Source organism: Paenibacillus whitsoniae (assembly GCF_003955665.1).
In the GTDB taxonomy this organism is placed as follows: Bacteria; Bacillota; Bacilli; order Paenibacillales; family NBRC-103111; genus Paenibacillus_E; species Paenibacillus_E whitsoniae.
In genome coordinates this window covers 86,870-110,574 of sequence record NZ_RXHU01000011.1, presented here as the reverse complement: position 1 = coordinate 110,574, position 23,705 = coordinate 86,870, and the positions used below count along the sequence as shown (strand labels likewise).

Here is a 23,705-nt window from a genome sequence, read left to right as displayed (position 1 = left end):
TTTGTTACATGAAAATAGTCAGGGAAAGCATATTGGGTTAATCGTTCTAAAACATCAAGTCCAAACCGTGAGTGAAGGCGGTATGGACTTGTTTTTTTGGAGGTAGCCTGCATGGTGGAACGAGGATCAGGGGCGGAAAGGTTCACGTGACGTATAATCGGCGAAATGCATTTGGCGTCATGCCTTCGAGCTGCTTAAATACCTTAATGAAATAGCTCGGACTTTCAAAGCCAACCTGCTTGGTAATCGTCTGAATTTTCTGCTCCGGTGCCTGCTGAAGCAGCAGCTTCGCGCGATGGATGCGGTAGCGGTTCATGTATTCAAACGGCCGGGTGCCGAACGTCTGCTGAAAGAGGACGCAAAGATAATGCGGTGTGACGGACAAGCAGTCCGCCAGGTCTTGCAGCGAGATTGGCTCGTTAAAGTGCTGCTCGATATAAGCGAGAACTGGTGCCAACTGTTCATAAGGCTCTCGATTAGAGCGCAGCTCAGTCGTGGAGCTGAAGCGGAACAGCTCCACCAACAGTCCATAGAGCAGTTGTGAGCTTTCATAAGCAGTGCCCGGCGAGCGCACGGGAAACAGCCGATTCAGCTCATGCATGCGCGAAAGCAAGAGCTCTGGTTTTGTAAGATAAAGAACCGTCGAGCTATGGAAGTGAAAGGACTGCAGCATTGATGGCGCCAGATGTCCACTAAATTCGACCCAATAGATTGTCCACGGAGCCTGTTCCGGGGTGTACCGGTGAGGAACACCGGGGTACAGCAGCATGCCTTGTCCTTTGCTTACGGTGTAAGACGTACCTTCCATCTCAAGAATTCCCTGGCCATCCGTGCATTGCAGCCATTGAAAAGCTCTATAGCCGTCTTTGCGTTCCACGTGGGGCTGATGCGGCCAATAGCCAGTGGAGAGCAGATGAAGCGGTAAGCGAAAGTCAATGTCGGTCATGACATTCCAGAATAGTGGCTTCAATCGGATCGCCTCGCAAAATTAATGTTAATATTTTTATATTAACATAAATATCCTCTGATTGTTGAAGGTTAACGTTGAAAATATAATGTTTAATATACTTATATTTTGTTATCATCTTCCAGGGAAGAGGCGGCTTCATGAAGAATCTGCAGGGCAGAAGCAAAGAGCGGTTTGATGCAAACTGGTATTTTCATCAGGGGGATATCCCGGTCAAATACGCGGTGAAAGCAGGCATGACAGGTGGCATCACGGACTGCGGCAAGCAGGAAGAAGGCGAATGGCTGAACATTGCCTATGTTGATGCGGAAACTGCGGACGCGGCGGTTCCAAAGGATTGGCGAAAAGTGTCCCTTCCTCATGATTGGGTCGTCGAAGGAAGCTTCGTCAATGACCCGAATCTGGGCAGCCGACCGGGTAGTCATGGCTATTTGCCGACTGGCATCGGTGTTTATCGGAAAATGTTCAACGTGCCTTTTGAGGATGAGGGGAAGCGAATTACGCTCCATTTTGACGGGGTGATGGGGGTATCGACCGTCTGGGTGAATGGGCATTTGGTGGGTACCAACGCAAGCGGTTATACGAGCTTTTATTACGATCTGTCAGATGTTCTTCGTTATGGCGATGAGGGCAGCAATATAATTGTTGTGAAAGTGGATGCAAGCCGCTGCGAAGGCTGGTGGTACGAAGGCGGGGGCATCTATCGGCATGTGTGGCTTCAGACAACGAACCCGCTGCACATCGGACACTGGGGGACGTATGTGACGACGCCGCTGGTGACGGAAGCATCCGCACAGGTTGCCATCCGTACCGTTGTGCAGCAGGAGGGTGAAGAGACACAGACGTATCAGCTGATCTCTACAATTGTTGATCCGGAGGGTCAATTCGTCGCGGCCGTTTCCGATTACGCCACGGCAGCTATACTGGATGAATGTGAAATGGAGCAAATTCTTGAAGTTCCAATGCCGCAAAGATGGTCTCCGGACTCACCGGCCTTGTATACACTCATTTCTGAGATCCTCGTGGAAGGCGAGCTAATCGACCGTTATACGACGACATTCGGCATTCGCAGCATCGCGTTTACGAGAAATGGCTTTCTACTGAATGGGGAGCCCACTGTGCTAAAGGGGACTTGCAATCATCAGGATTTTGCCGGCGTTGGCGTCGCGCTGCCGGATCGCGTGATCGCCTACAGGCTGGAGCTGCTGAAAGAGATGGGCTGCAACGCTTACCGCAGCGCGCATCATCCGCCGACGCCTGAGCTACTGGAGCTGTGCGATCGCATGGGCATCATGGTCATCGACGAGAATCGCAAGCTGGACAGCTCGCCAGGCGGCATCGCCGATCTGACGAGCATGATTCTGCGGGACCGCAACCATCCCTCGATTATCCTCTGGTGCATGGAAAACGAGGAGATTCTGGAAGGCACACGCATGGGGGCTCGGATATTGCGTACGCAGCATAATGTAACGCGGCATCTTGATCCGACTCGGCCGACGCTGGCCGCGATGAACCATGGCTGGAACACTGGTACCTACAGTGAACAAGTCGATGTGGTGGGATATAACTATGGCCAGCGCCATCAGCAGGATATTCGCGATCACCGGGCATATGCTTCCCGCATCATGATCGGAAGCGAGAGCGCGAGCAGTACGACCACCCGAGGCATCTATGAAACGGACACGGATCGCGGCTATTGCCCGGCTTACGAAGGCGTCTACATGCCTTCCTGGTCTTGCACCGTGGAGCAGGCTTGGAATGAACTTTTGACGAATCCTTTTTTAACCGGTATTTTCCTCTGGACAGGATTCGATTATCGAGGCGAGCCGACGCCTTACCGTTGGCCGTGCATTAATTCGCATTTTGGCATCATGGATATGTGCGGCTTTCCGAAGGATGTGTATTATTACATCAAATCCGTCTGGACCGACGAGCCGATGATTCATATCCTGCCGCATTGGAATTGGACTGACCGACAGGGCGAACCGATTGAGGTCTGGGTTTATTCGAACGGGGATGAGATTGAACTTGCCTTGAACGGCCGCAGCTTAGGCATCCAGCCGATGATCAAAGCCGGGCATCTGGTTTGGCATATTCCCTATATGCCAGGTGAATTGGTGGCGACCGCGTATAAGGCGGGCCGGGTTCATGCCGTGAAACGCGTGGGAACCACAGGCGCACCTGCGAGGATTAGTCTGGAGGCGGATCGCACTGAGCTGCTGGCGGACGGGACCGATGTCGCGCTTGTCCGTGTATCGATCGTGGACGAGGAAGGGCGTGTCGTACCAACCGCTGACAATGAGGTTGTGTTTACCTTGGAAGGCGATGGGGTGATCCTTGGCGTCGGCAACGGGAATCCAAGCAGTCATGAATCGGACAAAGGCCGCCGCAGAAGGGCGTTCAACGGCCATTGTCTAGTTATTGTGCAAGCGGGTGTAACCCACGGTGAACTTACTCTATCCGGCGTCTCACCTGGGTTGCAAACAGAGAGCATCACGTTGTCATGTGGGCACATTGAGGGAGGGAATTCGAATGACCAATCGCAATTATAATCGCACACGCGAGCTTCCCTGGGATTTTACGCTGCTTGCCCAAGAGCCGCGCATCTACCCGGTGCCGGAGCTTAGCCTTGGCGGGGTGCAGGCGATGTATTATGAAGGGCTTCCTTATCAGGGAAAAACGACACGGGTTTTCGCCTATTATGCTCTCCCGGTTACATCAGAAGATGAGAAGGTACCGGGAATCGTTCTCGTACATGGCGGCGGTGGGACCGCATTCAAAGAATGGGTACAGCTGTGGGCGGATAAAGGATACGCCGCCATCGCCATGGATCTGGAGGGTCATCTCCCAACGGAGAAAACAAGTGACGGCCAGTGGCCGCGGCATCGCTGGGGCGGTCCTTCCCGAGAAGGCGTATTCGCTGACTATGCGCTGCCGCTCGAAGACCAATGGATGTACCACGCCATCGCCAATGTGACCCTGGCTCATTCGGTGCTGCGTTCATTCCCGCATGTGAACCCGGATGCCGTTGGCGTTCACGGCATCTCGTGGGGCGGGATTGTAACCAGCGCAATCGCGGGGCTTGACCGCCGATTGGCATTCGCGATCCCTGTCTATGGCTGCGGGTATCTCTATGAGGCCAGCAACCAGTATGGGCAAGCATTTGCCACTATGCCGCTGAATACTGCCGAGCAGCTGAAACAGCTCTGGGATCCTTCCGCCTATTTCAAACAAGCCGACCTTCCGATGTTGTGGGTGAATTGGAGCCATGATCCCCATTTTCCGCTGCATCTGTTCAGCAAATCGTACGAAGCTTCACGACATAGCGAACACTCGGTATTAAGTGTCCAATTCAATCTCGGTCATTCGCACTCGGCGGGCTGGAAGCCGCTTGAAATATATCGGTTTGCCGATCAAATTGCCCGAGCGGGTCAGCCGCTTCCACGTATTGAAGTTATTGAGCGGACGGGAAATCAAATAAGCGTGTCTGTGGTCAGCGAGCTTCCACTAGAGCGGGCGGAGCTGCGCTACGCGGAGGATGTGACGGATTGGTTCCAGGTGGAATGGCTTGTACAAGACGTTCAACTGGCGGGTCAGCGTTTGCAAGCGGAGATTCCTTTGCAAGCTGTTGCTTTTTTCATCCAAGTAACCGATGCGGCGGGCAGTCTCATCAGTACACCAATCCAACTGACAGATGCTGTTCAATCATCCTGTTCAGGAGAGGAGATGGGACGATGACAAGCAAAAATAGGATCACCATGCACTATCCTGCGGCATGGTGGCGGTCGAAGTGGCGCGAAGCGCTGCCTTCCGGCAATGGCAGGATCGGCGCAGCCGTGTACGGCGGCGTTCAGGAAGAGACCGTCTTACTGAATCACGAGGATGCCTGGTGGGGTGGGGAAGCATCGCCGCTTCCGGATGTTAGCGGCCTGCTGCCCGAGGTCCGGCGGTTAATGCAAGAAAATCGTGTGCTGGAAGCGCATCCACTACTTTCGCAAGCGTTAAAGGATCAGGGCTACCGGGCTAAGCTGGACAGCCCGCTGCCAATTGGCGATTTCAAGATCGTCATGCCGCTGCGGCGAGCGTTCAAAGCCTACGAGCGCACGCTGCAGATGGAAACCGGCGAAGTCACCGTGAGTTGGACGGACGGGGATACGAGCTTTGAGCGGAAGCTGTTCGTCTCCCGAACGGCGGATACAATTGTAGCGGAAATTCGTTGCAAGGGGCCTCAACGTATCGATGCCAAGCTTTGGCTGCAGCTGCATGACCGCAGCGATTGCCGGAACCCGGCTTTGACATTTCCTGACCACGAGGAGATGCGCTGCACCTCCGATACAATCCTATACGCGGCCCGCAAGCCGGATGGATGCGATTTCGGCGCTATCGCGCGCGTCATCGTCCGCGGCGGGCATTCCGCTGCAACGGCGGAGGGGTTAGCTGTCACAGAAGCGGATTCCGTTCTGGTGCTGATCAAGCTGTTTGCGGCAGGCGACCGGGAGACGGAGTGGGCGAGGATGAGCGCCGAGCTTGAGGAGATCCCAGCCGATTATGACGGGCTCCTTGCTGAGCATTCGCTCGAGCATGGACGCCTCTTTCATGCTATGAGCTTTGATCTCCGGGCGGAGGGTCGCGAGCTGTCGAACGAAGCGCTGCTGATGCAAGCATATCGCGGGGAAGCGCCGGCAGCGCTCGTCGAGAAGATGTGGGCGTTCGGCCGGTATTTGTTGATTTCCAGCTCGCGCGCCAATGGCCAGCCCTGTCATTTGTACGGCTTATGGTGCGGCGATTACGATGCGATGTGGGCGTTCCATATGGTGAATGAAAACCTGCAAATGATGTACTGGCAGGCGCTGTCCGGCAACATGCCGGAGCTGCTGCTCGCGGTATTCCAGTATATGGAGCGGCTGATGGACGACTTTAGGCTCAACGCCAAGCAACTGTACGGCTGCAGAGGCATCTTTATTCCTGCCCCGACCGTGCCTGGCTTCGGCATCTTGAAGCATCTGTCACCCCATATCATTCATTGGACCGGTGGCGCGGGCTGGGTTGCCCAGCATTATTACGATTACTACCTCTATACGGGAGATCTGCAATTTTTAAAATCACGCGCACTGCCTTTCATGCGTGAGGCTGCGCTGTTTTACGAAGATTTTTTTACGCTGGATGATCGCGGCTATTATCTCAGCGCTCCTTCCAATTCACCTGAGAACACGCCTGCCAACTACTGGAAGGGACCTCAATCGTCGATGGGCACGACGCTCAATGCCACGATGGATTTTGCCATTGCGAAGGAACTGCTGACGCATCTGATTGAAGGCGCGGAGCTTGCAGGCTTGTATTCTGAGGAAATTCCCAAATGGCGGACGATGCTGGAGCGGATCCCTCCCTACGAGCTGACGGAGGACGGTGCCGTTCGGGAATGGATGCATCCCTTCTTTACGGAGAACGATCAGCACCGCCATCAATCGCATGTGTATCCTGTGTTTCCGGGAACCGAAATTACCCGGTCAAGCGATCCTCGCCTTTTCCAGGCGTTTGTGACCTCCATCCAAAAGCGCTTGGGCTTGGGCTTGAAAGAACAGACCGGCTGGTCCCTTGCCCATATGGCGAATAACTATGCCCGCATGGGGCAAGGAGATGCGGCGCTGGACTGTTTGGACATCTTGAGCCGTTCCTGTGTGATGAACAACCTGATGACCCTGCATAATGACTGGCGCAGCATGGGGATCGGGGTCGGCATGTCTTGGGCTCCTGTCCAACTGGACGCCAATATGGGGTGGACATCGGCCATTCAGGAGATGCTGCTGTTCTCGGTGCCGGGGGAGCTTCACCTGATGCCTGCACGGCCGGCGAGATGGCGTTCCGGCAGTGCGGGACCGATGCTTGCCCGCGGCGGCATCGCCTGCACGTTAGCCTGGGATGCAGAGGAAGGCACGCTAGATGTCATCCTGCGTTCATTCACGGGGAAGCAGCGGATAAGCCTTTTTTTACCTCACGAGGCTGTTGCCCTCGTTGGAGGCGAGCTTCCCTTTTCGCGCAAGTTGGAACAGGTTGTCATCACGGAAGAGGAGATGCATTTGCAGATTCGTATCGCTCAACGGACTGACGAGAAGTAAAAGCAAGGGGTGCACACGGTATCCGGGCAGGAACCGCAGGTCGTCATGGAGAATTCATACAACTGTCTTGAGCAAGCGCTTTATTCGTGAAGGGGGATGCAGCGATGGATGTACGCAATTTTGAACAAGCCGCAATGTTGACGGAGACGAGCCACCGGGGATTGGGGCTGATCCGGAGCGCCAAACTGTACGCCAAGGAAGATTTCGCCTCTCCTTTGCGTTTTTTGTATTATGTCGAAATTCCTCCAGGCGCGTCAATCGGCGTTCATACGCACAAAGCGGATGAAGAAATGTACATTATCCTGTCCGGCCGCGGGCAGATGACCGTGGACGGCGAGATTCGAGAAGTAGGATCGGGCGATATGGTGCTGAACAAGCCATTCGGCAGCCATGGTCTTTACAATCATAGCGATGACGTGTTAAAGCTTCTCATTTTTGAAGCTGCGCTTCAAGCATAATGAGTTTCCACGAGATAAGGAGTGTCGCGATGATCAAACAAATTTTAATCGTGGATGACGAACCGATGGTTCGGATGGGTATCGCCAAGCTGGTTCGGCAATGCAACCCTGACTTCCGGGCGGGCGTCGCCGCCAACGGCGTAGAAGCGTTAGAGCAGATCGCCAGGCAGCGTCCGGATATTATGCTCACGGACATTCGGATGCCTAAGATGGATGGCCTCGCTTTGTGTAAACAGATTCACGAGATGAAGGTGAATATTCCCATTGTCGTCATCTCCGGCTACGATGATTTTGCCTATGCCCAGAAATGCTTGACCTACGGTGTGAAAGAGTATTTGCTCAAGCCGGTCACTGAGCACGAGCTGTACCCGGTATTGAACAAATTGCTGGTTCAGCAAGACGTCCAAGCGCCGTTTTCTTTTTATAAAATGGAAGAATGGCTTGAACGCGTAGAGGCTGCGATTATGACGGCGAATTTTGAAACGCTTGCCGGGCTTCTTCAGTCCTGGATCCAGGAGGAAATGACCGAGGGGAGCCAGGTCGATCAATGGGAGCGCGTGTTGACAGACGGGATGAAAATTTTGGTCAAGAAGCTGAATAATCACGGGTTTGCAACCTTCACGGCGAACGTATCTCCGGAACAATTCAACACAATTGCTTGTGCAAGCCAGTATTTGCAGACAGAGTTGTTCAGCTTGTACAATCAGTTATTTCAATGGCGCGGGGGAAACCAGAAGAGCTTGTTCGAAGAGGCGAAGTCGTATATCGACGAGCACATCTCCGAGGAGCTGAGCCTGGAGGAAGTCGCGGACAAAATGGGCCTCGCGCCGACGTATTTTAGCTATATTTTCAAAAAAATGACGAATCAAACCTTCGTTCAGTACCGCATGCACAAGCGGATTGAACTGGCGAAACGGCTGCTGGAAATGCCCCATTACAAGGTAGTCGACGTCGGGGTAACGATTGGTTATCAAAACTATCCGTATTTCACCAAAATTTTCAAAAAAGTAACCGGCTGCTCGCCGACCGAATATCGCAGCATGCTGGGGATTAAATAATGCGAGCAAGTCTAGCGGCTAGAATTCTCTTGTACTTTGTCATTGTCATTGTCATTTCTGCCACCATCGTCGGCGTAGGGCTGTACCAGCAATCGTCGAATGAGGTGGACAAGCAAACGAAGGATTTGCTCACGCAGATTGTCGATAATGCCATGAATCACACGGATATGTATTTGAAAACCTATGATCGGGCGAGCTTGACGATGCTGACTTCGTCGAGTGTCAAGGATTTGCTGAACTTGGACAAATCCGACTTTGTTTCCTATTTTTTATTGAACCGACCGATTAAAGAGAAAGTCATACAGCCTCTGTTCATTAACAATCCGGCAATTAGTCTCGTCTATTTAATCGGCTATAACGGATTAAGCATTTATGAACATGACGTAGAAGCGACAGAGTTCAGCCAAACGCTGCTGCAGGACAATTTGGAGCGGTTGAAAACGATTACGAACAACGACGGTAAATTAACGATCATGGATTGGAGCTTCATGGACGGAAAGCTCGCGCTGACGCGTAAAATTTCCGATCGACAGACATCCAAGATCTATAAAGGCATTCTCGGGATTGAAGTGAACATCGAAGAGCTCAAGTCGCTTTGGGAAGGCATCCGACTAGGCGAAACCGGGTATTTCTACATCGTAAACGACAATGGCAAAATCGTGTATCATCCAAAAGCGGAGATGATCGGCGAGCATCTGGATGCGCAGCTGCTTACGAAGCTCAAGGAAAACCAGAACCATATTTTCACCTACAAAGACGGGGTAGAAAGGGTGCATTTCAACCGCCGATCCGATTATTCGGGCTGGACATTGGTTGCTTCGATGCCGCTCGACGAGTTGAGAGCACCCGTACTGAATATTCGCAGGACGACCATTGTGACTTGTGCGATCGCGCTTCTCATCGCGACAATCGTCGCTTACCGCTTCGGACAGTCGATTATTCGGCCGATTCGCATGCTTGTGAACGGGATGCGCAGAACGGAGAAGGGCGATTGGACGCATGTGGAGATCAGCGGCAAGTCCAACGAAATGGACCATCTCATTTTCAGCTACAACATGATGGTGTCCCGGCTGCAAGAGCTGATGGAGCAAGTCTATGCTGAGGAGCTGAAGAATAAGGAATATCTGCTGAAAAGGCAGGCGGCCGAATTTCAGGCGCTGCAGCTGCAAATCAATCCGCATTTCTTGTATAACACGCTGGAAACGGTGGTGTGCTATGCCGTCGTACAGGATTCGCCGGAGATTAAAGAGATTGTCCGGTCGCTTTCGTACATGCTCCGTTATTCGGTCAGGGCTGACTTAGAGGAAATTACTGTCGCCAACGAGCTGAAGCATGTCATGCATTTCATGAACATCATGCAGTACCGGCTGGGGCATCAGTTTGAAATCGACGTTCAGATTCCGCCGGAGCTGCTGCTCAGCAAGATGGTCCGGCTGACCCTTCAGCCGCTCGTTGAGAATTCATTCAAGCATGCGTTCCCGGACGGCATTGAAAGCCATCATGTCATTCGCATCGAGGCGATGCTGGATGGGGACGATTTTATCGTCAAGGTGATGGACAACGGTGTCGGCATCCCCGAAGAACGGCTCCGCGAGCTTCAGGCGAAGCTGGCGGCACAGACCCAGACGCCGCTCACAGGGCGCACGGAGCGGGAAGGCGGGATCGGGCTCGCGAACGTTCACAGCCGCATCCAAATCGTATTTGGCGCAGCGTACGGACTTTCCATCGCAAATCAAGCATCAGGCACGGGCACGGTGTTGACGCTGCTCATGCCGAGCCACAGCAGCCGGCGTTTGCCGGATGCCACCATAAATTAGGCCACTACGTCCATAAAAAACTAGTATGCTGCCCTCCTCTCAAAAAATTATCATAAAGATAACAAAAGAGAGGAGGAGGTTCGAGTTGGAGATCGTCACCGAGACTACTGTGGCAGCGCGCCAAGTCAAGCCAAAAGGTAAAACAAATTGGTTTGTACGGCTCTTCCGCAATATCAGAAAGGTACCTCAGTTGTATTTGCTGTCGCTTATTCCCATTCTGTACATTATCGTTTTTAAATATATCCCCATGTACGGGGCGATGATTGCCTTTCAGGATTATGTGCCGTACAAAGGGTTTTTGGGCAGCGATTGGGTAGGCTTGAAGCATTTTATGACATTTTTTAACTCCTATGAATTTTGGAAAGTGATTCGCAATACGCTGGGGCTCAGCTTCTATGGGCTTTTGGCGGGGTTTCCGTTCCCCATTATTTTGGCGCTTTGCTTGAATTACGTGGGGCGTTCATCGGTCAAAAAGACCGTACAACTGGTGACCTATGCACCGCATTTTATTTCGATGGTTGTCATGATCGGTATTCTCATGCAGCTGCTTGATCCCAAGACAGGGATCGTAAATATGATTCTTGCCCAATTGGGCTTCGAGAAACTCGACTTTTTCGGAAATCCCGACTATTTTAAATCGCTGTATGTCTGGTCAGGTGTATGGCAGAACGTCGGATACAGCTGCATTATCTATTTGGCGGCGCTGGCGGCGATCGATCCATCCTTGCATGAAGCGGCCGTTATGGACGGCGCGACGAAGGTGCAGCGGATGTGGCATGTGGATATTCCCGGCATTTTGCCTGTAGCCGTCATATTGCTGATCATGAGTGTCGGCAATCTGATGGATTCAGGCTTTGAGAAAGTGCTTCTCATGCAAAACCCATTGAATCTCAGCACATCGGAAGTCATCGACACGTATGTGTACAAGGTCGGTTTGCTTTCGACAGGGATTAAGTTCTCATACTCATCGGCAATCGGTTTGTTTACGTCCATTGTAAACTTAATTTTGCTGATCTCGGTGAACAAGATTGCCAAAAAATTAGGCCAAACGAGCCTGTGGTAAAGGAGGGTGTATCGTTTGAAATCAGTGAAAGCGGTTAAATCGGCCAGCATTCAAGAATCGAAAGGCGATCGTATCTTTAACGTTCTGAACTACACGGTTTTAATTCTGTTTACACTCTCGGTCTTATACCCGCTCGTCTATGTCCTAAGCGCATCCTTCAGCTCCTCGAACGCCGTCATTTCAGGCAGGGTGTGGCTGTGGCCTGTGGAGTTCAACCTGCAAGGGTACGAGGCTGTGTTCAAGAATAAGCAAGTGTGGGTAGGTTTCGGGAATTCCATCTATTACGCCGTGGTCGGGACGTTCTTTAACGTCATGGTAACGCTGATGGCGGCCTATCCGCTGTCACGCAAAGATTTTTTTATCCGCAATGTCATTATGGCGGTGTTCGTATTCACGATGATGTTTGGCGGGGGACTCATTCCGAACTATTTGCTGATCAAAAGCCTCGGCCTGCTGGATACCCGCTGGGCATTGATTGTTCCAGGGCTCATGAGCGTTATGAGCGTGATTATTGCCCGGACCTATTTTCAAACGACCATTCCGGATGAAATCCTGGAAGCGGCTCATTTGGACGGCTGCAGCGATTACAAGTTTTTGATCAAAATCGTCGCGCCCTTATCGGTGCCGATTATCGCCGTGCTCTCCTTATTTTACGCGGTCGGGCATTGGAATACCTACTTTGCGGCACTGCTTTACTTGAAGTCGCCGGATTTATTCCCGCTTCAAATTATTCTTAGGGATGTGCTCGTGAAGAACACGTTCGATGAGGAAATCATTACCGACGTTGTCGGTGCGGCCCAGCGGGAAGGCATGCGGGAGCTGCTCAAATACTCCTTAATCGTCGTGTCCACGATTCCAGTGCTTGTCATTTATCCGTTTATCCAGCGTCACTTTGTTAAGGGCATGATGATCGGCTCTCTAAAAGGGTAGCCAGTCCATTCCATAGATGAAAAAGGGAGGATTGCACATGAAAGGGAAGAAAATAGGGGGTATTGCACTCGCCATAGGCTTGTCAGCAACCGTTGTATTAAGCGGCTGCCAGACGACACAAACCACAGCGGATGCCTCGAAACAGCCAGCGTCCACCGCTTCAAATGAGGTTGTGAACCCGCCGGGCGTGCTGCCGATCACGAAAGAGAAAACGACCCTCAAGGTGATGTCGCGAACGAGCCCGAATGTAGAGAACTTTGCTACGAATGAATTTACGAAATGGCTGGAAGAAAAAACGAACATACACATCGAATGGGACGTAGCTACGGACCCTAAGCAAAAGCTGAACATTTCAATGGCCAGCGGGGATTACCCGGATGTGTATCTCGGCTTTAATATCGACCCTGTGCAGCTGTCTCTGTACGGAAAAGACGGCGTATTTATTCCGCTGAATAAGCTGATTGACAAATATGGCGTTGAAACGAAAAAAATGTTTGCAGCGCTGCCGTATACGAAGGAGCTTTCAACCGCTGCCGATGGCAACATTTATGGTATGCCTTCCGTGAACGAATGCTTCCACTGTATGCACAGCACCAAGCTGTGGATTAATCAGAAGTGGCTCGATGCGCTAGGCCTGAAGATGCCGACGACAACCGATGAATTTTATGAAGTCCTGAAAGCGTTTAAAACGAAAGATCCGAACGGCAACAAAAAAGCAGATGAGCTGCCTTTCGTCGGCGCGAATATCGCCAACTCGTACATCGATACGTTCCTCATGGAAGCGTTCATTGACAGCGATCGCAACATGCAGTTTCTGAAGGATGGCAAAATTACCGCAGCCTATACGCAGCCTGAGTATAAAGAAGGCTTGAAATACATCAACAAACTGTTTAAAGAAGGCTTGATCGATCCGCAGTCCTTGACGCAAGACCGCAACCAGCTTCGCAAATTAGGCGAGAATCCGGATGCTGAAATTTTAGGCGTCATTGCCGCTCAGAATCCGACGGTGTTCAATACGCAGGACGGTACACGCTGGAAAGATTATGTCGCCGTTCCACCCCTCAAGGGACCGAAAGGCGTTCAGGCTTCAAAGTATATTCCGCAAGGCATCACAACCGGTTCCTTCGTCATTACGAATAAAGCCAAGAACCCTGAAATCGCGCTGCGGTTGGCGGACTTCCTGTACACAGAAGAAGCGACGAATCGCGCTGTCCTCGGCAGACCGGATCTGGAATGGAAAACGGCGGGGCCGAATGACATCGGCATCAACGGCAAGCCGGCCAAATATTCCGTTCTGGGCACCTCCGCACCTGGCGCAAAGAACGCAACATGGGGGCAGGTCGGTCCTTCCCTGCGAACCAACGAATGGCGCCTGGGGCAAACGGCCGACCCGAAAAATCCGCTCGAGGATATCCTCTACAAAGAAACGCTAACGAAATACGAGCCGTACAAACCGGATCCGAAGAAAATCATTCCAACGCTGAACTTTACGAATGAGCAGACGGACGAAATCGCCAATATCAGCAAAACGATCGAGGATTACCGCAAAGAAACGACGGCGCGCATGATCATCGGGGATATGGACATCGATAAGAAATGGGATGAATATTTGAAAAATCTGGATAATATGAAGCTGCCTAGATACTTGCAGATCTATCAAACCGCGTTTGACGCTTTGAAAAAATAACAGCAAGTAAGCTCCGCCCTCCGCAACCGGGTGGGGCTTTTTCCTTCCATGCGAACGTACCGTAAAGGAGGTGGCGGTTATGCAGCTGACAAGTCATTTATTTTACCATTTGAAAATGAGTCTGCTCGGTGCTAAGCATTCCGTCTGCCCGCCAACTTGGGAGCGGAACGATTTTATTCCCGGTTATCATAAACTTTATTATATTAGCGATGGATTTGGCCAAATTACGGTCAATGGCACAGCCTACGCCCCGCAGAAGGGGCAGCTGTTTTTTGCGCCTGCCGGCGTCATCCAGAGCTATACCGTCACCCAGGCTTCTCCCTATACCATGTACTGGTGCCATTTCACCTCCAATCTTGATTTTCATCCGCTCTTTCGCGCACTGCGCCTGCCAGCCATCATTTCCGTACAGCACCCGTCGGTTGTGGTCGGCCATTTTCAACAATTAATTCAGCACAGTTCGCATTCCACCTTGACCGCATCCCTCAAAATTCAATCGGCTCTGCAGGAGCTGATCGCCTATTATATCGATCATGCCGATCGAAAATCAGAGCGCGATGCAAGTATGCCTTCTCTGTCCAAACTCATTGAAACGATTCAATATATCGATGCGAATCTGAACAAGGAGCTAAGCATCCACGATTTATCGCAATATGCCTATTTTCATCCGAATTACTTTATCCGATTGTTTAAGTCGCATCTTGGCGTCTCGCCGATGAAGTACATATTTGACCGGAGATTGGAAAAGGCCAAGGAATTGCTTGTTTGCTCGGCGATCTCGATTCATGAAGTTGCGAAAATGACAGGCTTTCAGGATCCATCGCATTTTTCTGCCGCATTTAAAAAGCACGTGGGCGTCTCGCCGTCCGAGTTTCGCCAGTCGAAAAGTTAATATTATTCTAATTGTCGTTAGCTGCACGAATTCCCACTTTTATGAAATCGCTTTATTATGTAGGAAGAGAAGCAATATCAGCCATTCCTCCAGCCGATGGAGACGATGAAAGAGGGAATTGTAATGCGGATACAACGGAAGCGGGTGCTCGTAATCGGTTTGCTGTTTGCGCTGGTGGTCGGGTTGTTTCCATGGACGGTGGCGAGAGCCGCAGACCCCATGACGGTGGACAGCTTGACAGGGCCGATTACCCAGAACGAAATTAATTCGTTTAAGGCGTACATGCAGACGGTCGAGCCTGTTGTCTGGCCGAATACCGGCTCTATGCAAGGCGAGTATGCCCAAGGTAAAAGCGGCGAGAACATCAAGGCGCTGGGGCTCATGTATGAGCTGACGGGTGATACGGCCATTCTGGACCGGATGATTTACTTCTGCGATGTGCTGCTGTCCCAGCGCAACGATCTTCTTCCTGCCCCTTACGGTCAGCGCACTGTCTGGACGAATACGATTGCTCCGGTTTGGCCGGGCAATAACACCGGCACCGCTTCCGCCGACTCGGCAAATGGCGACCCTGTCGGGCATCTCGCCTACTGCGGGAAGCTGATTCTGCAGACACCGGCGATTTGGAACACGACGGTCCCCGTGACCGATACTTACGGGCATGGCGCGACATACAGACAGCGCGCGGCCACATTTGTGAATGAGGCAGACTACGTGGTCAACCAGTTTATCTTGCCGTCGCTGCTGGATCTTTCCCAAGGCAATAAATATTATTTTTCCGCTCAATCCCCCTATATGACCGGAGCGATTATGCCGTGGAATCAGCAAATGATGATTTCCTACGGTTTGCAGAATCTGGCAGCCGCACATGCCATCATTGGCGATAATCCAACGCTGGTTTCTCAATACGACAACATTGTCCAGACGAACCTGAACTGGTTTTTCAGCAATGATACAGCGAAGCAGACGTACACGAACAGCAAAGGCAATACGACATATAACTGGGGCTACAATCCGACGCTGCTGGGCGGCGAAGACTCCAATCACGCGAGCCTCGACGTCGCCGGTTTCTACCGGGCCTTCCTCAGCGGACGCTACGGCATTACGGCGAGCATGATGATGCCGTTCGCCAATATGTACGCCGATGTGATGATGCGCAGTGCGAACGATTATGCGGGACGCGTCGATGGCACGGACGGAACGGGCCACGGAGCGCCGACGACGTACCCTCGCAACGGCAATCTGTTCCTGGCTGCGCTGCGGCCCGATATGTATACGACGTTAGCCAATGCGAGCTTGCAAAATATGACGAGCACGAGTATGGCGACGTACTCCCGCCTCATGTGGGTGAAAAAACAACTGAACCAGGGCGGCAGTGCAAGCAATCTCGCCCTCGGCAAAACATACAGCGCATCAACGACATGGAGCGCTTCCTATGCGGCGGATAAAGCGTTCGACGGCAGTACATCTACACGCTGGTCGGCAGCGAGTGGATCGCTGACCAATCAGTGGCTAAGTGTCGACTTTGGCACGAGTACGACGTTTGATCAGGTGATGGTGAAGGAAGCGTCCTTCCAGCGGGTGACCGCTTACAAGCTGCAGTCGTCCAACGACGGGACGACGTTCACGGATATTGCCGGAACGGCAGGGACGACCATTGGAGCGAGCAAAACGATTAACTTTACGGGCGTCAGCGCAAGATATTTGCGACTGTTTGTAACGTCTGCGAGCGATGTGCCAACGATTGACGAAATGGAGGTTTACCGAATGACGACTTCCGGCGGTTCGGATACGCAAGCACCGACCGTTCCGACTGGCGTGACGGCTTTGGCTTCCTCTTCCTCCCAAATCAATCTGAGCTGGAACGCTTCGACGGATAACGTCGGCGTCACCGGATATGACGTCTACCGTGGCGGTACGCTGGTCGGATCGGCAGCCTCCACCTCGTATAGCGACACCGGCTTAGCGGCATCAACGGCTTACAGCTACACGATTAAAGCCAGGGATGCGGCAGGCAATAGCTCGGCCGCAAGCAGCACGACAAGCGCTACGACGCTCGCAGCCGGGGGCAATGCGGCGCTTGGCAAAGCATACAGCGCTTCCACGACGTGGAGCACTTCTTATCCCGCTGCGAATGCATTTGATGGGGATACGGCCACACGCTGGTCAGCCTCAAGCGGATCGACAGCCAATCAATGGATCAGCGTCGATCTTGGCTCGGCCATGGCGGTGAACCAAGTGATTGTCAAAGAAACGACGTATCAGCGCGTAACCTCGTATAAACTGCAATCTTCCTCCGACGGCAGCACGTTTACAGACATTCCCGGCACGTCGGGAACGACGCTCGGCGCGAGCAAAACGATCAGTTTTTCACCGGTGACGATGCGTTATGTTCGGCTGTATGTCAGCACGGCAAGCGCCGTGCCGACCATTAATGAAATCGAAGTGTATACGCCGTAGAACCAAACACCGCACAGCCTCAAGAGGTTGTGCGGTGTTTGTTGCCGGAACGTAAATTTGTTTCATAGTTCCTTAAATCACCATGATGAACGAGTATTGCTGTTCTTTTATGATCGAAGCAACAGCAAGCGTTCTGTGGGAAGCAGAAGCTGTTGTGAGAGCGTTTTCAAATGGATATTGAAGGAGGAAGCATGATGTTGTCTGCAGCAAGGAAAAAGCTAGCCATTTATGGAATGACCCTGACGCTGCTGGGGACCGGGATGTGGGGGGCATCAGCCTCTCAAGCATCCGCTGCGGCGGGGATGCCGATGGTGGTGAACAGCCTGACGGGACCTGTGACGAAGGAGGAAATTGATTCTTTTAAACAATATATCTTATCCTCTTCCGTCACACCTCCGGTGAGCAATCTCGGAAACGATTTTGTTTATGGCCCAAGCGGCCAAAATGTAGAGGCCATGGGGTATATGTATGAGATCAGCGGAGATACGGAGATTCTGGATCAGATGATCCGATTCTCAGAACTTATGCTGTCGGCCCGCAACAACCCGGATACCGGTCGGGTGTTATGGAACGGGAACCGCGAGCTCGTCTGGCCGAATAAAAAAATCGGCGAAGTCAACAGCGACGGCTTAGTCATCGAAGGGTACTCGGGAAGTGAGAATGGCGACGTTATCGGTCATATTGCGTATAGCGCCAAGCTGATTTTGGAAAATAAAAGCATTTGGAATCAGGTCGTGCCCTTCGGCAACAGTGCTGCGTACGGTGAAACCTATCTGCAGCGGGCGAAGGCTTACGTTGCGGAGCTGGATCAGACGATCGACACGTACATGATCCCGAATTTTGTGAAACCGGATACGCTGCGCCAATATTGGCCGGAGGATCCCCGCTGGAGTACAACGGGAAGCGCAGCACCGAATACCCCGATTCCATGGAATCAGCAAATGATGATGAACAACGGGTTCATGCGATTGGCGGAAGCGCATGAGCTGCTTGCCGATGATCAGGCGAGAGTCAATTTGTATGACAGCATCATCCAAGCTTCCATCGATTGGTTCACGAGCTCCTTGCAGCCATATCAAGTGAACGGGCATGAGGTGTACAAATGGTGGTATGTGGCGGATTACTTCGGTAAAGTCGAGGATGCGGACGGCGTCCATGCCGCTAATGATGTCATGGGGATGACACGAGCTTACGAACGGGGCAAATATGGGGTGACATTGGATACACTCATGAAGCTGTCCAACACGATCCGCTATGTGATCTCGAACGGCAGCGGCAATTTCTATTGCAAAGTGGACGGGCTGCCAACGACCTGTACGTTGACCAATCTGTGGAGCGAGTATTTGCATATTGCTCCTTATGATCCCGACCCGGCTACGTACCAGTTGCTGGCGAATCCATATTATATGAGCACCACGCTGACAAGTCCGATTTATTTTGCCCGTGTCATGTGGGTGAAGGACCACCGGAGCTGGACGCGCAATGTCGATGCCGATTTGTCTCCGGCTATGGAAGCGGAGACGTACTCCAGCCGCATTGGCCGATTTACGCGGGCCGTTTGCGATAGCTGCTTCAAAGGCGCCTACATGCAAGCGCCTGACGATACGGCATCCGAGCTCACGTATAGCCTGAATGTTGCACATGGCGGCCAGGTGTACCTGCATGCTTTCGGCGCCGCAGGCGACCACGGCGCAGCGCCGGGCGGCAGCTTTATGGTGTCGCTGGATGGCGGGCCGGAAGCTGCCCTCCCGATCCAGGCATCCGACTGGGGCTGGACAACAGTGGCACAGACTTTCCCGCTCAGCGATGGCTTGCATCTCCTGACCATTCGCGGATTAGGCGACGGTGCACGTTTGGACCAGGTGGTGCTGTCCAAAAGCGCGACGCCGCCCATCGAAGCGCTTCAACCCAAGCTGACGGATTTGCAAGTGAACGGCGTGTCGGTCCCAGGCTTTTCCCCAGGCACACATACGTATTCAGTTGCGGTCCCGCTAGGTACGAAGGTTATCCCGACGATTAGTGCGACGAGCGAGCATGTGGTGGAAATTGCCCAGCCGCAAGACGTATTTGGAACGGCCGTCGTGACGGTGAAAGACCGCCTGGATCCGTATTTGCAATCGAAGTACGAAGTAAAGCTGACCGGGTTCCCCATCTATGGGGAAGTGCCGGACCGATTCATTTCCTTCCCGATTCAGAGTGTAACCGCCAGCGCAGGCTATCATGCCAGCTTCCCGCCGAGCATGGCCATCGACGGCGACTTGACTACAAGGTATGCAGCAAAAGGCACCACACAGTGGATACAATTTGATTTGGGCGACATTCGGCCGGTTCGCTCGGCTGTCATTGCTTTTTTGAAAGGGGATGTCGACCGCTATATCTTCGATCTGCAGGTATCCGAGGATGGAACAACATGGACGACGGTCTATAGCGGAAAGAGCAGCGGAAAAACGGCCGGGTTGGAAATTTTCCCATTCGGGGCTGTAAACGCGAGATATATCAAGTACAACGGCAAGGGCAACTCCAAAGATACGTGGAACAATATCAATGAAATGTATATTGGCGGGCAGCGTATGGATACGACGCCTCCCGTTACAACCGACGATGCGCGAAGCGGCTGGCAGACGGAGGAGCAGACCGTTCATTTGACTGCGGCAGATGCGGATTCGGGTGTCGCCCATACGTTTTATCGCATCGACGACGGCGCATTTGCGGAAGGCACCACCGTTGAGATTGAGACGGAGGGTACTCACACCCTGACGTATTACAGTATCGATGCAGCGGGCAATCAGGAGCAGCAGCGAACGGCGAGCGTCCAGATCGATCTCTCCGCACCTCGGATCGTCCCGACTGTAACGATGTCGGTGTATGCGACAGATCCGGTTCGGCTCGATTTTCAAATCACAGACGCAGGAAGCGGTGTGAACAGCTCCACGGTCACGCTGGATGGTCAACCTGTACCCCTCCCCTATACGGCAGAGCCGTTGAGTTTATCCGTCGGTCGTCATACCGTTACGGTTCGCGCATCGGATCAGGTTGGCCACCTTTTGCAGCAAACGTATACCCTCCAGGTCAATATGGACATCGAGCATTTGGATGAAGCGGTCATCTACGCCAAACAGCAAGGCTGGATTCGCTCTGAGCATACGTATACAACGATGATGGTATTGGTTTCGGTCATTCAAAAGGCCTCCCATTCCGAGCGCTTTCCGGCACTCCATGCCTTGGAAAAGTGGCTTCAGGCACAAAGCAGCAAAACGATCGATGCGGCCAATGCCAACCGCCTTCTCGAAATGATCGCACCGTTACAAGTGAAATAAGCAGTGAAACAGCCGCTTTGGGATTCCGAAGCGGCTGTTGGCTCATTCAATCATAAAAAAAGACATACGACTATAAGTTCTAATAATGTACAAATGGCATGAGGGGCGTATGATCAAGTCATGTAGCATGGAAATCCAGAACGGGGAGGCCAATATGAAGTACAGACGTTTAGGGGGCAGCGGTTTAAAAGTCAGCGAGTTCAGCTTAGGCAGTTGGCTTACCTATGGAGGCGGGATTGATGGCCGTCAATCTGAGCGTATTATTGATAAAGCTTATGAACTGGGCATCAATTTATTTGATACAGCGAACTGCTATCATCAGGGCGAAGCGGAGCAAGTCGTAGGCAAAGCGCTGTCCAAGTATCGCAGAGACTCCTATGTGGTTGCGACCAAGGTGTGCGTGCCGATGGGCGATGGGCCGAATGACCGAGGCTTGTCGCGCAAGCATATCCGGGAACAGTGTGATGCGAGCCTCAAACGGCTCGGCGTGGAGTACATCGATCTTTATCAGTGCCATCGTTACGATGACGATACGCCGCTCGAAGAGACACTGCGTGCGATGGATGATCTGATTCGGCAAGGCAAAGTACTCTATACCGGCGTAAGCATGTGGAGGGCCGATCAACTGCTGGATGCGGTTCATACGGCCAAAGTGCTGAACCTCAATCGGATCGTAGCCAATCAGCCGCAATACCATATGTTTAGACGGGGCATTGAGAAGGAGATTGTACCCGTGTGCCAAAGAGAGGGCATCGGCCAGCTCGTTTTCTCACCGCTCGCGCAAGGGATTCTGACCGGCAAATATAAGCCTGGCATGCCGATTCCGACCGATTCGAGGGCGGCGGATCCGCTAATGAACGGCGCGATTTTTAATTTTATGAAGGAAGATCTTCTGATCAAAGTGGAGAAGCTTGGAGAGATTGCAAAGCGCAATGAGCTTAGCCTCGCTCAGCTTGCCTTGGCATGGATTTTACGGCTGGAGCAAGTAGCGAGCTGCATTATCGGCGCTTCCCGCCCGGAACAGGTGGAGGAGAATGTGAAGGCTTCCGGCATCAAGCTTGCGGAGGCAGATTTGCTGGAAATCGATGTGATATTGGCCAGCTAGGCAATTGGACGAAAAGGAGGCAGCAAGATGGCAACGATCGATCATTTGATGGATAACGCAGAATCGGACAGCCGGCTGTTCAAGCAGCAAGAAGCCCTTCGCGTGAATAAAGCGAGAGAAGATAGAATTGCCTGGTGGCGCGAAGCCAAGGTCGGGTTATTTATTCACTGGGGCTTATATGCCGTCCCGGGGGGCGTATGGAACGGCGAAACGGTTCATGCCGCTTATGCGGAGCATCTGCAATTAAGAGCCCGTATTCCCCGGGAAGAATACGCCCGCATTGCGGAGTCGTTCACGGCAAGCGGATTTCAAGCGGAGGCGTGGGTCCGGGCCGCCAAAGAGGCGGGTTTGCGCTATCTGATTTTTACGGCGAAGCATCATGACGGATTTGCGATGTATGACTCGAAAGTCAGCGACTATAACATTGTACAGGCGACGCCGTTTGGTCGAGACCCCGTCGCCGAGCTGGCCGAGGCATGCCGACAGGAGGATGTTCGGCTGTGCTTGTACTACTCGCATGCGATGGACTGGCATCACCCGGATTCTCAAGGAAACACGCTGGATTTTCCCGGAAATATCGGGGCGTACGATACTTTGGAATCTTGGATCCACGATTCTGATAAACGTACCCGGTACGAGAGGTACCTGGAGGAGAAGGCGTTTCCGCAGCTCCATGAAATGTTAACGCAGTACGGTCCGATCGGGATTGTCTGGTTCGATTGCGGGCATAAAGTGACGGATGAGCAGGGACGACGGTTCGAGGACTGGGTTCATGATCTTCAGAATACGTGCTTGGTCAATCGCCGGGTTCGGCGAAGCGGGTTTGGCGATTATGAGAATACGGGCGATAACCAGCTTCATGTCCGCCAGCTAGAACGAGATTGGGAGTCGATAGCGACGTTAAATCACTCTTGGGGATACAATCAAACCGACCAGAATTGGCGCAGTTTGAAAGATGTGCTGCACGATATGATCAACGTCGTCAGTATGGGCGGGAATTATGTGATCAATGTCGGCCCGACGGGCGCAGGGGAGTTTGATCCCGTTTCACTCGAGCGGCTGCAAGGCATCGGCCGTTGGCTCAAGGTCAATGGCGACAGCATTTATGGGACAGAGCGAAGTCCGATTGGCAAAACGCCGTGGGGCCGCAGCACCTGGAAGGGCCAGACGCTGTATTTGCACATTTGGACGTGGCCGCAGCAAGGCAGGCTTTTCGTCCCAGGCCTTCGCAATGCAATTCGCCGGGCATATCTGCTCGCCGATCCTAAGCGCGAGGAACTGGTCTGCCAGGTGGTCAATTCCGAGGGCGACTTTGCTGTGCATCTCCCGGCGACTCCGCTCGATGCCATCTGTACAGTGGTTGCCGTTGAATTTGAAGGCGAACTGCAGGCCAACCCGTGTCCTGTCGTTTTTCCGGACGGAGAAACAACCGTTTTCAGCGTATTCGATGGAGAATTGTCGGGCAGCGCTTTGCGACTTGACACCGGCAAGGCAGGCCGCGATGTGGTGAAGGATTGGCATCACGTTCACGATGCGATCGTGTGGCCGGTTCGCCTTGTAACCCCGGGTGCTTATCGCCTGACAGCCGTGTACGGCGCAGAAGAGAGCTCAGCGGGAGGCACGTTTGAAGTGAGTGCCGGGAATCAGTCGCTTATAGCGGAAGTACGGGGAACTGGCGGCGGGTACATCTTTCAGTCTTTTGACATCGGCGACCTCTATTTTCCTGAAGTAGGCGAGTATGCCGTTCAGGTTAAGCCGCTCGAGATCAGTGGCGAAGTACTTATGCAGTTGAAGGAAATACGGATAACGTTGACATCAGGAACAGGGAGCTGACG

General features: G+C 52.6%; 15 protein-coding genes. 14 read left to right on the top strand and 1 reads right to left on the bottom strand.

What is annotated here, in order from left to right; genetic code table 11:
* Nucleotides 1-142 precede the first annotated feature (142 nt).
* Nucleotides 143-970, bottom strand: coding sequence for a helix-turn-helix transcriptional regulator (locus tag EJQ19_RS02930; protein ID WP_126139704.1), 828 nt, complete (start codon nucleotides 968-970; stop codon nucleotides 143-145).
* Nucleotides 971-1,107: 137 nt separating this feature from the next.
* On the opposite strand from EJQ19_RS02930, the gene galA reads away from it, so the two are divergent.
* The 14 genes from galA to EJQ19_RS02860 all read left to right on the top strand — a co-directional run bounded on the left by galA (nucleotide 1,108) and on the right by EJQ19_RS02860 (nucleotide 23,703).
* Nucleotides 1,108-3,519 (top strand): beta-galactosidase GalA, encoded by a 2,412-nt coding sequence (gene galA, locus EJQ19_RS02925; RefSeq protein WP_126139703.1) that lies wholly within the window; start codon nucleotides 1,108-1,110, stop codon nucleotides 3,517-3,519.
* Complete coding sequence (locus tag EJQ19_RS02920) at nucleotides 3,500-4,705, top strand: alpha/beta hydrolase family protein (protein ID WP_126139702.1); 1,206 nt, start codon at nucleotides 3,500-3,502, stop codon at nucleotides 4,703-4,705. Before galA ends, EJQ19_RS02920 begins: the two co-directional genes overlap by 20 nt.
* Complete coding sequence (locus tag EJQ19_RS02915; RefSeq protein WP_126139701.1) at nucleotides 4,702-7,083, top strand: glycosyl hydrolase family 95 catalytic domain-containing protein; 2,382 nt, start codon at nucleotides 4,702-4,704, stop codon at nucleotides 7,081-7,083. The genes EJQ19_RS02920 and EJQ19_RS02915 overlap by 4 nt, the downstream gene beginning before the upstream one ends.
* Before the next feature lie 104 nt (nucleotides 7,084-7,187).
* Nucleotides 7,188-7,541, top strand: a complete 354-nt coding sequence (locus EJQ19_RS02910; RefSeq protein WP_126139700.1) for a cupin domain-containing protein — start codon at nucleotides 7,188-7,190, stop codon at nucleotides 7,539-7,541.
* A gap of 29 nt (nucleotides 7,542-7,570) precedes the next feature.
* Nucleotides 7,571-8,599 carry a response regulator gene (locus EJQ19_RS02905; RefSeq protein WP_164716282.1) on the top strand — a complete coding sequence of 343 codons (1,029 nt, stop codon included), beginning with the start codon at nucleotides 7,571-7,573 and terminating at the stop codon, nucleotides 8,597-8,599.
* Nucleotides 8,599-10,416 carry a sensor histidine kinase gene (locus EJQ19_RS02900; protein WP_241242702.1) on the top strand — a complete coding sequence of 606 codons (1,818 nt, stop codon included), beginning with the start codon at nucleotides 8,599-8,601 and terminating at the stop codon, nucleotides 10,414-10,416. Before EJQ19_RS02905 ends, EJQ19_RS02900 begins: the two co-directional genes overlap by 1 nt.
* Before the next feature lie 85 nt (nucleotides 10,417-10,501).
* Nucleotides 10,502-11,479, top strand: coding sequence for an ABC transporter permease (locus EJQ19_RS02895; RefSeq protein WP_241242701.1), 978 nt, complete (start codon nucleotides 10,502-10,504; stop codon nucleotides 11,477-11,479).
* Between the two features lie 15 nt (nucleotides 11,480-11,494).
* The gene (locus tag EJQ19_RS02890; protein ID WP_241242700.1) at nucleotides 11,495-12,409 is read left to right on the top strand and encodes a carbohydrate ABC transporter permease; all 915 of its coding nucleotides are present in this window, start codon (nucleotides 11,495-11,497) and stop codon (nucleotides 12,407-12,409) included.
* Between the two features lie 37 nt (nucleotides 12,410-12,446).
* Nucleotides 12,447-14,096 (top strand): ABC transporter substrate-binding protein, encoded by a 1,650-nt coding sequence (locus EJQ19_RS02885; protein WP_126139696.1) that lies wholly within the window; start codon nucleotides 12,447-12,449, stop codon nucleotides 14,094-14,096.
* 79 nt (nucleotides 14,097-14,175) lie between these two features.
* Entirely contained in the window at nucleotides 14,176-14,988 is an 813-nt protein-coding gene (locus tag EJQ19_RS02880) for a helix-turn-helix transcriptional regulator (protein ID WP_126139695.1), read from the top strand.
* A gap of 123 nt (nucleotides 14,989-15,111) precedes the next feature.
* Nucleotides 15,112-17,448 (top strand): discoidin domain-containing protein, encoded by a 2,337-nt coding sequence (locus tag EJQ19_RS02875; RefSeq protein WP_164716281.1) that lies wholly within the window; start codon nucleotides 15,112-15,114, stop codon nucleotides 17,446-17,448.
* A 191-nt stretch (nucleotides 17,449-17,639) separates the two neighbouring features.
* Complete coding sequence (locus tag EJQ19_RS02870; protein ID WP_164716280.1) at nucleotides 17,640-20,765, top strand: discoidin domain-containing protein; 3,126 nt, start codon at nucleotides 17,640-17,642, stop codon at nucleotides 20,763-20,765.
* Nucleotides 20,766-20,919: 154 nt separating this feature from the next.
* Nucleotides 20,920-21,870, top strand: coding sequence for an aldo/keto reductase family protein (locus EJQ19_RS02865; protein ID WP_126139692.1), 951 nt, complete (start codon nucleotides 20,920-20,922; stop codon nucleotides 21,868-21,870).
* A gap of 27 nt (nucleotides 21,871-21,897) precedes the next feature.
* Nucleotides 21,898-23,703 (top strand): alpha-L-fucosidase, encoded by a 1,806-nt coding sequence (locus EJQ19_RS02860; RefSeq protein ID WP_126139691.1) that lies wholly within the window; start codon nucleotides 21,898-21,900, stop codon nucleotides 23,701-23,703.
* Nucleotides 23,704-23,705 lie beyond the last annotated feature (2 nt).

Coding starts and splice junctions, on each gene's coding strand:
- EJQ19_RS02865 (WP_126139692.1), top strand. CDS start 20,920: ATGAAGTACAGACGTTTAGGGGGCAGCGGTTTAAAAGTCAGCGAGTTC.
- EJQ19_RS02900 (WP_241242702.1), top strand. CDS start 8,599: ATGCGAGCAAGTCTAGCGGCTAGAATTCTCTTGTACTTTGTCATTGTC.
- EJQ19_RS02880 (WP_126139695.1), top strand. CDS start 14,176: ATGCAGCTGACAAGTCATTTATTTTACCATTTGAAAATGAGTCTGCTC.
- EJQ19_RS02920 (WP_126139702.1), top strand. CDS start 3,500: ATGACCAATCGCAATTATAATCGCACACGCGAGCTTCCCTGGGATTTT.
- EJQ19_RS02905 (WP_164716282.1), top strand. CDS start 7,571: ATGATCAAACAAATTTTAATCGTGGATGACGAACCGATGGTTCGGATG.
- EJQ19_RS02910 (WP_126139700.1), top strand. CDS start 7,188: ATGGATGTACGCAATTTTGAACAAGCCGCAATGTTGACGGAGACGAGC.
- EJQ19_RS02885 (WP_126139696.1), top strand. CDS start 12,447: ATGAAAGGGAAGAAAATAGGGGGTATTGCACTCGCCATAGGCTTGTCA.
- galA (WP_126139703.1), top strand. CDS start 1,108: ATGAAGAATCTGCAGGGCAGAAGCAAAGAGCGGTTTGATGCAAACTGG.
- EJQ19_RS02870 (WP_164716280.1), top strand. CDS start 17,640: ATGATGTTGTCTGCAGCAAGGAAAAAGCTAGCCATTTATGGAATGACC.
- EJQ19_RS02860 (WP_126139691.1), top strand. CDS start 21,898: ATGGCAACGATCGATCATTTGATGGATAACGCAGAATCGGACAGCCGG.
- EJQ19_RS02915 (WP_126139701.1), top strand. CDS start 4,702: ATGACAAGCAAAAATAGGATCACCATGCACTATCCTGCGGCATGGTGG.
- EJQ19_RS02875 (WP_164716281.1), top strand. CDS start 15,112: ATGCGGATACAACGGAAGCGGGTGCTCGTAATCGGTTTGCTGTTTGCG.